Source organism: Bacillus sp. FSL K6-2971 (assembly GCF_038006405.1).
GTDB classification, from domain to species: Bacteria; Bacillota; Bacilli; order Bacillales; family Bacillaceae; genus Bacillus; species Bacillus pumilus.
On sequence record NZ_JBBOVD010000001.1, the window covers coordinates 3,941,170 to 3,953,361 of the forward strand.

Annotated in this window: 11 protein-coding genes; 3 read left to right on the plus strand and 8 right to left on the minus strand. The window is 43.1% G+C overall.

The features are described 5' to 3' along the window. Positions 1–169: 169 nt before the first annotated feature. From MHI33_RS20965 to MHI33_RS20985, 5 genes are all read right to left on the minus strand, one after another. Positions 170–1,471, minus strand: a complete 1,302-nt coding sequence (locus MHI33_RS20965) for a pyrimidine-nucleoside phosphorylase (RefSeq protein ID WP_106065954.1) — start codon at positions 1,469–1,471, stop codon at positions 170–172. Positions 1,472–1,496: 25 nt separating this feature from the next. Next, entirely contained in the window at positions 1,497–2,678 is a 1,182-nt protein-coding gene (locus MHI33_RS20970; protein WP_340913571.1) for a NupC/NupG family nucleoside CNT transporter, read from the minus strand. Between the two features lie 166 nt (positions 2,679–2,844). After that, on the minus strand, positions 2,845–3,516 hold the full coding sequence (deoC, locus tag MHI33_RS20975) for a deoxyribose-phosphate aldolase (RefSeq protein ID WP_044140345.1): 672 nt from the start codon (positions 3,514–3,516) through the stop codon (positions 2,845–2,847). A gap of 84 nt (positions 3,517–3,600) precedes the next feature. Further along, entirely contained in the window at positions 3,601–4,545 is a 945-nt protein-coding gene (locus MHI33_RS20980) for a sugar-binding transcriptional regulator (RefSeq protein WP_113767912.1), read from the minus strand. A gap of 60 nt (positions 4,546–4,605) precedes the next feature. Continuing rightward, the gene (locus MHI33_RS20985) at positions 4,606–5,481 is read right to left on the minus strand and encodes an aldose 1-epimerase family protein (protein ID WP_340913578.1); all 876 of its coding nucleotides are present in this window, start codon (positions 5,479–5,481) and stop codon (positions 4,606–4,608) included. A 241-nt stretch (positions 5,482–5,722) separates the two neighbouring features. Here MHI33_RS20985 and MHI33_RS20990 point away from each other — a divergent pair, with 241 nt between their 5' ends. Further along, positions 5,723–7,543: an acyltransferase family protein gene (locus tag MHI33_RS20990; protein WP_065099226.1), complete on the plus strand. Its 1,821-nt coding sequence runs from the start codon at positions 5,723–5,725 to the stop codon at positions 7,541–7,543. 80 nt (positions 7,544–7,623) lie between these two features. Here MHI33_RS20990 and MHI33_RS20995 read toward each other — a convergent pair whose 3' ends face one another. Further along, positions 7,624–8,721 carry a saccharopine dehydrogenase family protein gene (locus MHI33_RS20995; RefSeq protein ID WP_113767914.1) on the minus strand — a complete coding sequence of 366 codons (1,098 nt, stop codon included), beginning with the start codon at positions 8,719–8,721 and terminating at the stop codon, positions 7,624–7,626. Beyond that, the gene (locus tag MHI33_RS21000) at positions 8,718–9,425 is read right to left on the minus strand and encodes a class I SAM-dependent methyltransferase (RefSeq protein ID WP_340913583.1); all 708 of its coding nucleotides are present in this window, start codon (positions 9,423–9,425) and stop codon (positions 8,718–8,720) included. Before MHI33_RS21000 ends, MHI33_RS20995 begins: the two co-directional genes overlap by 4 nt. Positions 9,426–9,554: 129 nt before the next feature. Here MHI33_RS21000 and MHI33_RS21005 point away from each other — a divergent pair, with 129 nt between their 5' ends. Beyond that, a complete protein-coding gene (locus MHI33_RS21005) occupies positions 9,555–10,562 on the plus strand; it encodes a helix-turn-helix transcriptional regulator (RefSeq protein ID WP_340913586.1) in 1,008 nt (335 codons plus the stop codon). A gap of 36 nt (positions 10,563–10,598) precedes the next feature. Here the strand turns inward: MHI33_RS21005 and yidA are convergent, their stop codons facing one another. Beyond that, positions 10,599–11,411, minus strand: coding sequence for a sugar-phosphatase (gene yidA / locus MHI33_RS21010; protein ID WP_003215147.1), 813 nt, complete (start codon positions 11,409–11,411; stop codon positions 10,599–10,601). 308 nt (positions 11,412–11,719) lie between these two features. Here yidA and MHI33_RS21015 point away from each other — a divergent pair, with 308 nt between their 5' ends. After that, positions 11,720–12,079 carry a MerR family transcriptional regulator gene (locus MHI33_RS21015; protein WP_044140352.1) on the plus strand — a complete coding sequence of 120 codons (360 nt, stop codon included), beginning with the start codon at positions 11,720–11,722 and terminating at the stop codon, positions 12,077–12,079. Positions 12,080–12,192: the final 113 nt, after the last annotated feature.

Below are 12,192 nucleotides of genomic sequence, written 5' to 3' on the forward strand. Positions count from 1 at the left end.
ATTCAGATCAATTAGTTGATATATCAATCATTGACTCGTCAACTAATATACACCCATTATTTAATGATTGCAAGAGGTTTGTTTCATAAAGTGAAATTTTTTATCTCAATAGAAAAAGAAATGAACAAAAAAAGGACAAAAGCGGCGAAGCACTTTTGTCCTTTTTTCTTTATTCTGTGATCACAGTGTGAATGAGAGTTGGTGCATCGGCATGATCTGCGATGCGGATGTTGTCATAAATTTTCTCCACGACATTTGCAACGTCTTCACGATTTGCATGAAGTGTCACGAGTGAATCTCCTTTTTCAACACGATCGCCGACTTTTTTGTTCAGCATGATGCCGACAGATAGGTCGATCTCGTCCTCTTTTGTCGCACGTCCTGCTCCAAGAATCATCGCTGCAACACCGATCTCGTCTGCGACGATTTCAGCAACCACACCTGCTTCTTTTGCAGGAACGTCGATTTGGTAAGGGGCTTGCGGCAGTTTTTCTGGTTGATCTACAATCGAGCCGTCTCCACCTTGATTTTCTAAGAATTCTTTGAATTTCTCAAGTGCTTTGCCGTTTTTCATGACTTCAATTAGCTTTTCTCTTGCTTCATCAAGCGTTTCTGCTTTTTTCGCAAGAACGACCATTTGACTTCCTAAAGTGAGCACAAGCTCGTTTAAGTCTTCAGGGCCTTCGCCTTTAAGCGTATCAATCGCTTCTTTCACTTCAAGAGAATTTCCAATCGCTAATCCTAGCGGCTGAGACATATCAGAGATGACAGCCATCGTTTGTCTGCCAACGTTGTTTCCGATGCGGACCATGGCTTTTGCAAGCTTCTCAGAGTCTTCAGGTGTTTTCATGAAAGCACCTGCACCTGTTTTCACATCTAATACGATCGCATCTGCGCCAGCAGCAATTTTCTTACTCATAATAGAGCTTGCAATGAGCGGGATGGAGTTAACGGTTCCTGTCACATCACGTAGGGCATAAAGCTTTTTATCCGCTGGTGTCAGGTTGCCTGATTGACCAATGACCGCTACTTTATGACGGTTCACAAGCTCGATGAATTCGTCTTTTGTAATTTCTACGTGGAAGCCTTTTACCGCTTCAAGCTTGTCCACTGTACCGCCTGTATGTCCAAGGCCGCGGCCAGACATTTTCGCAACAGGTACATCAAGTGCAGCCACAAGAGGAGCGAGTACAAGCGTTGTTGTATCGCCTACACCGCCTGTTGAGTGCTTGTCTACTTTAATACCCTCAATGGCAGAGAGGTCAATCGTGTCTCCTGAGTTCGCCATAGCGAGCGTTAAGTCTGCACGTTCTTGATCCGTCATATCTTGGAAGAAAATCGCCATAGCCAAGGCACTTGCTTGGTAGTCAGGAATTGTTCCGTCCGTATATTCTTTGACAAAGAAAGAAATTTCCTCTGAAGATAATTCTTTTCCGTCACGTTTTTTTGCAATGATATCTACCATTCTCATTGTTTTCACCATTCCTTTTTTTAAATTAGTAAATCAAACCGACAATGCCTGCTGTTAAGAAGCTGACAAGTGTTGCACCAAATAGAAGCTTTAATCCAAAGCGTGCGACAACGTTCCCTTGTTTTTCGTTTAAGCCTTTGACTGCTCCAGCAATGATACCGATAGAAGAGAAGTTCGCAAATGATACAAGGAATACAGAAATGATCGCTTCTGTACGAGCACTGAAATGGAAAGCATCACCGGACAGGATTTGCATTGCCACAAATTCGTTGGATACCATTTTCGTTGCCATAATGCTTCCTGCTTGTACAGCTTCGCTCCAAGGTACACCAACAATGAAAGCAAATGGAGCAAACACATATCCAAGTACATCTTGGAAAGAAACACCGATGACAGCTGTAAAGATTCCATTAATCATCGCAATTAATGCAACGAAACCAATCAACATCGCAGCGACAACAATCGCTACTTTGAAACCATCCATAATATATTCGCCAAGCATTTCAAAGAAGGATTGCTTTTCTTCTTCTACAATTTCAATCATGTCTTCGTCCTCAGCCACTTCATAAGGATTGATGATAGACGCAATAATAAACCCACCAAATAGGTTCAACACGAGTGCTGTTACAACATACTCTGGTTTAATCATTTGCATGTATGCACCGACAATGGACATCGATACAGTTGACATCGCAGATGCACACAATGTATAAAGACGTTGCTTAGGTAGTAATCCGAGCTGTTTCTTAATGGAAATAAAGACTTCTGATTGACCTAAAATCGCAGACGCTACTGCGTTGTAGGATTCTAGTTTCCCCATTCCATTTACTTTACTAAGCAAATACCCGATTCCGCGTACGATAAGCGGGAGGATACGCCAATGCTGCAAGATACCGATCAATGCCGAAATAAAAACGATCGGCAGTAAAACGTTGATGAAGAAAGTTGACGCCTTATCATTCATTAACCCGCCAAATACGAAGTTGATTCCTTCACCGGCATAGCCTAGAAGCATTTGGAATCCTTTTGCAAAACCTCCGACTAGGAAGTTCCCAACACCTGTATTGAGCAGAATATAACCTAAAATAAATTGCAGTACAATCATGACAATTACTGGACGGAATTTTACTCGTTTTTTCCCGTTACTAGCCAGCCATGCAATGGCGAGAATCACCAGCAAACCGATGATACCAATCACGTATTTCATGTTTTTCCTCCTCGAATGAATTCGTTTACATTAATGCGATTGTATGGAACAAACCCTATTTCGTAAACAAAGTGCGGAAGAAATTCCCAAAAGTGAGATCCTTCCGCATATGACTTTTTCACCATTTATGAGTCACGAATGTTATCCTACCATAGGATCGTATGAATTAATAGTCTTTCGAAGGAGCTGATTGATCCCCTTTGATAATAGACACCCCTGCACTCGCACCAATACGGGTAGCGCCTGCAGCTAGCATTGCCTCAACATCTTCTTTTGTTCTCACTCCGCCTGATGCTTTCACACCGATGTCAGGTCCTACTGTTTTACGCATTAATGCGATGTCCTCAGCAGTTGCACCGCCTGTGCTAAATCCAGTCGATGTTTTCACAAAATCAGCGCCAGCTTTCACTGAAAGCTCACAAGCTTTGACTTTCTCTTCATCTGTGAGTAAGCACGCTTCAATAATGACTTTCACAAGTGCCTTCCCTTTTGCTTCGTCTACAACTGCACGAATATCTTGCTCAACTGCATCATATTCGCCGTCTTTCAGTGCCGCAATATTGATGACCGTATCCACTTCTGTTGCTCCGTTTTCAATCGCATTCTTTGTTTCGAATGCCTTGACCGCCGTTGTATTTGCGCCTAACGGGAAACCGATAACAGTACATACATCAACGCCTGTTCCTGCTAGTTCTTTCGCTGCAAGTGACACCCATGTTGGATTGACACAAACGGATGCAAATTGATGAGTCTTCGCTTCTTCAAGTAACTGCAAAATCGCAGCTTTAGTTGTATCTGGTTTTAGTGCTGTATGATCAATAAGGTTTGCTATCGTCATGCTTCACACTTCCTTTTAATTATGATACTTTCATCATATATGACCGATGAACATTTGTAAACACGGTTATGAAATTTTGTTCATTTATTTTGTGACATTTAAAAGAACTCTTGCTGTGTGCTGATCAATGATCAATACGTTCGCATATTTCCCTCTAAGTGCCCCGTGGATAGAAGCAACCTTGCGATGTCCGCCAGCAACAAGAATAGAGCGTTCTTTTGTTCTTAAATCATCAAGCTCCACACCGATTGTACGATTGTTAATCGCTTCACTGCAAATGCGTCCTTCTTGATCATAAAAGCGCGAACAGATGTCTCCGACACTGGATGCCTTAAGCAGTGCTTTTTCTTCTTCTCGGAAGTAACCAAGTCTAAACAAAAGGGCTTCATCTCTTACCGTTCCAACAGTGAACACAGCAATATTCGCCTGTTTGCCCATTTCAATGATGCGCTGAATATGTCTGTCCTGTTCGACCATCTCTTTAACAGCTGCACTATCAAACACAACAGGAAGCGGCAAATAGCGTGGTGCGGTTTGAAAGGCCTCAGCAAACAGCTGGATGGTTTCCGCAGAATACGTATTCACATGGGAGTGGCTAATCCCACCCTTCAGCTGGACAACCTCTACACCTTTGACCTGTTTAGGTTGCATCTTTTGAGCAATTTGATACATGGTGGTTCCCCAGCTCACACCAACAATATCACCGTCTTTCACTGTGTCTTGCAAGTACTCGGCACCAAATTGGCTCAAGTATTCGGTGATCGTTGGATAATCATCTTTGGGTGAAAACACCACATGGGCTTCGAGCAGGTCATATTTTTCTTTGAGCAATGAAGACAGCTCATTCAAGTCTTCAAACGGGTCCATTACCGTTATCTGGACGTACCCCTTCTCTTTCGCATATTGAAGCAGCCTAGATACAGTTGGTCTCGACAGGTCGAGCTGTTTGGCAATTTCCTGCTGGCTGTAATCCGATAAATAATACAGCCTTGCCGCTTCAATACTCAGTTGTTGTTTCTCCCGATCCATTCGTACGCCTCCTTTTTTCTTCTATCATAACAAATTGTTCAACTTATCATGCACAAATGTTCATTTGAAAAAAATCGTATAGGCGGCTTGAAAGGTCTCATTCTTCTCTAAAGTTTGAATACCGAACTTTTCCTTGTACTGCCCATTCGTCCCTTCAACATCAGCAATACCGTACCAAGGCTCAATACAAACAAAAGGGGCCATTGTGCCTTTTTCTTGATGATAAGGTGACCAAATGCCAACGAACGGAAAACCAGTGAGATCAACCTCAACCCCGTGACCTGCCTGAGACGTCAATGACACTCGATTGATATGACTAAAGATCATCGCATCATGCTGAAAAAGCTCTGGACGAAGCTGAATCGTTTCAAGCTGAATCCCTTTTTCTTTCTCCCTGATAAGTGAATTTTTTAGTTCATATTGGACAGGAAGATGCTCAGTAGACGGCGCCAATGTCAGGGTATAATCCGCTGTACGCTCTCCTTCAACAAGCGGAACTTGAAATGCGGGGTGACCTCCGATGGAGAAATACATCGTGTCATCTCCGGCATAATCAATTTCCCAGGAAATCGTCAGACCATTTTCCGACAGCTCGTATCGAATACGGGCGGTAAATTCATAGGGATACTGCTCGATGTGGCGGCCTTTTGATTCATATTGAAAGGTCACTGTATGTTTCGTTTCTTCATGTAAATCAAAATCAACATCACGCAAGAATCCATGCTGCGTGAGCTCATAGGTTTGATCATCTATCTTGTATTGGTCATTCTTTAATCGTCCAACAATCGGGAATAAGACAGGCGACACCCTGCCCCAGTATGCAGGATCGCCAGACCACATATATTGACGTCCACTTTCCTTGTGAAGCACCTCTCTGACCTCGGCACCTCTCTCATTGATCTGAATCAATAACTGATCATTTTCAATCGTTCTCATTTCACACATCCCCTTTCCATCTTCTTTTATTATGACAGGGATTTTGGTTTTGAGTATAAAAATAAGGCAGCCCTCCTGACCATCAATTCTTTCTTTATATAAAAATTTTAAAAAAAGACAGAAATTCGCCAACAAAATGTGATGCTGATTCGTCTAATCTTATATAAAATAAAAGAATCGTTGTTCTTTTGGAGTGACAACAAAAAAGAAGCGTTTTGACATAAATGGGGGATTCATTTTCATGAACAGCAAGGAGAATCGTTTACGTTATATATTAGGATTAGATGGGCTAAGAGCCGTTGCTGTATTGGCGGTCATTGCTTATCACTTACATATTGGACCTGCGAGCGGCGGGTTTCTTGGCGTTGATTTGTTTTTTGTGATCTCTGGTTACTTGATTACGACGATCTTGTTACATAAGCAGGATTTGGGTTATCAAGAGCTTTTACCATTTTGGATGGGCCGGATCAGAAGGCTTCTTCCAGCTGCTTACGTGATGATTTTCTTAACCGTCAGCTGGTGTGCGATTGCGGGTTCGAATGCACTATTGTCCATTCGCGGCGATGCCTTATCGTCCTTTTTTTATGTCAGTAACTGGTGGTACATTTTCCATCAGCTTTCTTATTTTGATAGCTTCAATGCTGTATCTCCACTGAAAAATTTGTGGTCTTTGGCGATAGAAGAGCAATTTTATATCATTTGGCCGGTACTATTGATTGCTGGGCTAAAATGGGTGAAAAATAGATCCCATCTGCCAATGATCACCTTTGGCCTTGCACTTGTCTCCGCCTTATGGATGGCAATTCTTTATTCACCAGATACGGACCCAAGCAGGGTTTATTATGGAACAGATACTCGTGCATTTGCGCTTCTGATTGGGTGCAGCCTAGCATTTGTATGGCCCATGCAAAGACTGTCCAGCAAAAAACTACTTCCTGTTGGCAGACGTATTTTACATATCGCTGGTTTTGGTTCCTTTGCGGTTTTTCTTCTATGTGTTTATGCAGTGGACGAATTTGACGGCTTTCTCTATCAAGGCGGCATGCTTTTATTCTGTCTTAATGCAGCGATTTTAATTGCATGCATCTGCCACCCTGCAAGCCTATTGGGAAAATGGCTCTCCTATCAGCCGCTCGTCTGGATTGGAAAGCGTTCTTATGGTATTTACCTGTGGCATTATCCCATCATCGTGCTGACCACCCCTGTCATTGAAATTGGACAGCCTTCTATGGGGCGTGTCGCATTGCAGATCATTGCCATTTTACTTATCGCAGAGGCCTCTTACCGCTTCATCGAACAGCCTATTCGCCGGCTTGGCTTCACACAATATTTTGCCTCTTGGTCTATTTGGAAAAAGGGATTCAAACAATGGTCTACGTCTCATAAAGTGTTCCTTGGAATCACTGCAGCTCTTTTAATCTTATTTACCATTGGCATGTCCAGTTCGTCCCATACGTCTCCACATGCCAAGGAAGTGACACAAATTAAGACGGCACCGAAAAAAGCAGGAGACTCTACGGAATCGAAAACGAAAAAAAAGAAAGAAAAACACGAGAAGAAAGCAGCAGATCAGAAGCAGTTCCACCAAATTCTTGCTATTGGTGATTCCGTCATGCTGGACATAGCACCGAATCTTGAAAAGGCATATGCACAAATCACCATCGATGCAAAGGTTGGCAGACAAATGAACGAAGCCGTCAGCATCGCTCCTCAGTATGCTTCATTTAATCAATCTGATGCCGCTGTTATCATTGAACTTGGCACGAATGGCTATTTTACTGAGGGCACATTGACAGCATTCATTCAGCAATTTTCAAAGGCGCACATTTTCCTTGTGAACACGAGAGTCCCAAGGTCTTGGGAAAGCGATGTGAATGCAGTCATTCAGCGAGTGGCCGATCAACATTCCAATGTGACCCTGGTCGATTGGCATTCAGCCGCTACCGGACAGCCATCTTATTTTCAGCCTGATGGTGTTCACCTTTCAACAAAAGGCTCTGATACATTGACACAGCTCATTACAGCAAGTATCAAGAAAAAAGGAGATGTGTCATCGTCATAAAAAAGAAGACAAAGTGCTAAAATAAACATCATTTTAGCACTTTGTCAACAATCTAAGACTAGCATCCTGCTAGTCTTCTTTTATGCCGTTAAAAGGCTGGCTTTCAGCGCTAACACACGCTTTTCCTTCGTTGTTTGATCCACCAACGCAAAATCACCATTCTCATATGCTAATGAAAATAATTGTTCGATATGAAACATACCTGTCTGAAACCGCCTGCCCAATAAAAGCAGTGCCGCAGCAGAGGCGACTTGAGCTGTTGCTTGAGACTCATCATGCCCTTTTATTCCAAGCGCTGCTTGATGAATCTTGTTCCCTTCCATTCCTGTCGCCTCCACTTTCACTGCATATTGATCTGTTCCCATTTGAGCAGATTGAATCATAGAAATGGCTCGTTCCTTGATTTTCGGCACAGTGAGAAGGGACGTCATTCCAAGGCTCCTTGTGAAGGCAAACGCCCGCGTTGCCGCGCGAGAATCAAAACAAAGCCTTGTTGTCACAGAAGGCACGCTGAGCGTCGAAGGCAATGTCTGCTGATCAGAGAAGGGGAACTGATAGGCTTGCCGCTTTCCAAGTTGCACACCAAAATCTATACGCTTGCCTCCAGTAAAGCTTTTGACTCTTTTACGCTGATGATGCTCAGTAACCACATAGTCAGTATGGACATTGTCAAGCGTCCATTCAATGGCGGCTTTTCCATGCTGATCACCCAATCCAAGCATAATCCCTATATCTATTTGATTCACTGATGAGAGCATAGATACTGTTTTCGCTGCCAATAAATTCGTAAGGCCAGGCGCAAGCCCAACGCTGAGTAAAGCCGTTGCACCGATGAACTGCTGATCCAGCTTTGCCATCTGTTCCATGTACGCCCCTTTCGCAGAGATATCGATATAATCAATACCTGACCGCAGAACTGTTTCAGCAAATGACGGGTCTTCTTGATCAAGGCACATGATCACCAGCTTTGTTTGATCCATCCAGTCCGAAAATAACGGCTCACTAACATCTAATTGATAGGGAAGAACTTTCCCTTTTGTCTGGCGTGAAAATTTCTCTGCCTTCTCATAGCTTCTGCCTGCCGCTACAATTTGCCCTGGATACACTTCGCTTAGCTGAAGACATATTTGTTGTCCAACATGTCCATAGCCGCCTATCACCATCACCTGTGATCTCATTTCTCATCCGCCTCTCTACGACCTCGCTTGCAAACAAGCCCCTTAATCATTCCTGCCTGAAAATAAGGTCTGATGTCTTCAAATCCTGCTTTGATTAAATGCTCTTTTATCTCTTCCTCGGGAACAGGGTGTGTCGCGCTCCCCAGCCTGTTTTTAAAGGACGTAAACACTTCTTTTTCTAGACCTTGCCGTTGCATGAAAAGAGAAAGCATGTGAAGCTCCTGTTGAAATGCTTGGGACTTCATCTCTCCATGTATAAATGCCAACATAAACGGCGCATCTGGTTGAAGCCTGCGGGCAATCTCTTCTAAAAAGAGCTGGCGCTTTTCTATAAAATGAATGACAAGCAAGCTCACCCCTGCATCGTAAACAGGTTCAGCAGAAACCTTATCTAATGAGGTCTCATGCCATGTGACACGCGACTCCATCTCAAGCTGTGTAACTCGCCGTTTCGCCATGTCCAGCATAGAAGGTGACGGATCGATCCCTGTGATGAGCCAGTCTTCTTTTCTTTGAAGCATGTTGATGATCTCTTCGCCCCCGCCCGCTCCAACAGTCAGAATGCGGGGAGCCGTTCCCATTAATTCAGTTTCTAATACGTCTATTGTCAACTCATGCAATAGCTGATAGCCGGGTACTTTATAGGCAATCGTCGCTGCATATGACTCAGCAACGGGATCGTGCCAATGCTGGTTTCCTTTCATGTCCTTCTCCTCCAGTTCCTTTCCGCTTTACATCGTTTCCTGTACACTAACGGTATGACATCTTTATTGTAAAAAGAGACACCAGAAAACACGATCCCTAAAAGTGGGGATTTTTGAGGAGGAGATCATGTGACCAATCCAGCCACTCATTTTCAGCAGCTGAGACAACACATTCGGGACGAGCTTGCTGCCGTCCTTGATTTTGATGCCGCCTGTATCACGACCATTGATCCAGCCACTCTCCTCTCGACAGGTTCCTTCACAGATGAACCGATTGAAGAAATTCATGACCAGCTGTTTCAAAATGAGTTCTTAAAAAAGGACGTGCATCAGCATGAGTCTCTAGCCAAAGGTCCTGTTCATGCTGCAAGCCTAGTCCAAAGCGGAGAATATCTCAACAGTGAGCGCTACAAAGACATTTTGTTACGTAAAGGATGGTCTGATGAATTGCGGGCAGCCCTTGTGATTCAAGGAGAATGCTGGGGTATTGCCAGCCTCTATCGTCTAAAGAACAAGGAACCTTTTCAAGAAAAAGATATCAGAGCAGTCATCGAACAAACGCCTAGACTCGCAGCCAAGCTGAGAGATGAACTTTTCAAGAAAAGAGATACTGGAGAGGACGCGGCGGCGGAGCAGCAAGGCTTCCTCATTCTCTCGCACGATTACAACCTTCTTTATGGAAATGAGACGGGTCTTCATTGGCTTCAGACGTTTCAAGCCTTTGAACAAATCCATGACAGGGCGATTATGCCGCGCCCGTTTAGAGCATTAGGGGCAAAACTTTTATACGGCGGCATCGACCAAACAGCGGCAAGCATGACGAGATTGCCTACGGGGCTGTTCCTCTCTCTTCAAGCATTTCGATTAACGCAGGCAGCCGGTCAGGAAGAGGCTGTCATGATTCACATCAAGAGAGCCCAAACCAATGATATTCTTCCTTATGCGGCAAAAACATACAAGCTGACAGAAAGAGAGATGAACGTCCTCGACTGCCTATTAAAAGGACAGTCTACAAAGGAAATTGCCAGTACTTTATTTATTTCAACCCATACCGTCCATGATCATGTGAAGGCGATGCTGCAAAAGACAAATTTGAGCAGCAGACGGATGCTTGTTTACTTTTTCTCTCACATATAAAAAAAGCGGCTACCTCAGTGGTAGACCGCTTTTTGTTTATTTTCCTAAAACTAACTCATGCAGGACATGTGCTACTCCGGCTTCATTATTGGATTTTGTCACAACATCCGCTACTGCTTTGACATCATCAATGGCATTTCCCATGGCAACGCCGCAGCCCGCAAATTCCAGCATCGATACGTCGTTCCCATTGTCACCAATGGCCATGACCTCTTCACGAGCAATCCCCAGCTCTTTCGCTAGAAGCTTCACGGCATTCCCTTTGCTGACTTCAGGATGCAGAATTTCAAGGAAGAAATCTGTACTTTTCACCATCATGTACTTGTCTTTTACTTCAGATGGAATGGCTTGTATCGTCTTTTCCAACCGTTCTGGCTGATCAATATACATCATCTTCGGAAGTCTCATTGAAGGATCTGCCTCTTCAACAGGTAAATATTTAAGCGGCAGCTTTGTTAAATAAGATTCAAGTACTGTGTACTCACTAATATCACGATTCGGTGTGTACAAATGAGCGGAATCGAAATAATGCATCGGTGTATCGAGCTCACGGCTCAGCTTATATAAAGAAGTTAAATCCTCATAGGATAACGTCAGTTCTGACACTACTTCATTTGTGTGACTGTTTTGGACGAGTGCCCCATTGTAGGCAATCACATAATCTCCCTCTTGATTGAGCTGAAGATCATCTAAATAGCGATTCACTCCGCCAATAGGCCGTCCTGTACATAATACGATTTTAACACCCTCTGCTTTCGCCTGTTGAATGGCTTCAAACACCTCATCCGGCACCATATGTTGATCATTTAATAACGTACCATCCATATCAATTGCAACTAATTTATACATTCACTGGTCCCCTTTTCTCAGCAAAAAACGTGCTGCACTATTTTAGGCCATCATCTATATGATGACAGGTTATATCATTACTATTTACCTATTTTAGCCTATCGTTTTTTCATCACGCTGTCTACTTGTTCTCACTGTAACAAAATTGTCATATGCCTTCTCTATTATATCGTATTCTATTTATCCTGCTTTAAATAGAGTTTCTGCCCTTTTCCAACGGGGAAATGATAACAAATGTTCACCACTGAATATTTTAAAACTAGCAAATCTAATTGTATGATGGATAGCAAAGAAAGGAGGTGCAGGAAATGCTTACGTTTACTAGAGGTAAATTGTCAAAAATGTCTGGTGTGCATATTGAAACCATTCGTTTTTATGAAAATGAGGGTGTGCTCCCCGAACCAAAGAGAGCACATAACGGCTATCGTTTATATGATAAAAAATATGTACTCATGCTATCCTTTATCACAGAAGCAAGAAAGCTAGATTTCTCACTCAAAGAAATTCGTGAAATTATTAAATCGCTATTTGAAAAACAATCAAAGACAGAAGCTGAACAGCTGCTTGAACAAAAAGTTGAGGATATTCAACACTCCATTCAAGAGTTAAAGAAGAGGAAAGCTGCCATTCAATTGTTAACAAAACAAACAATAGCAAACATCAGCTAATTGTAAGGGTTGCCAAAGATGTGCCAGTGTTTGCCACTGGCGCCCCTCTACGCCCAGGTCTCAAGTGCGCGTGCGATTCAAACATCAGTTATACTAGAGACAGCTTTACTTGA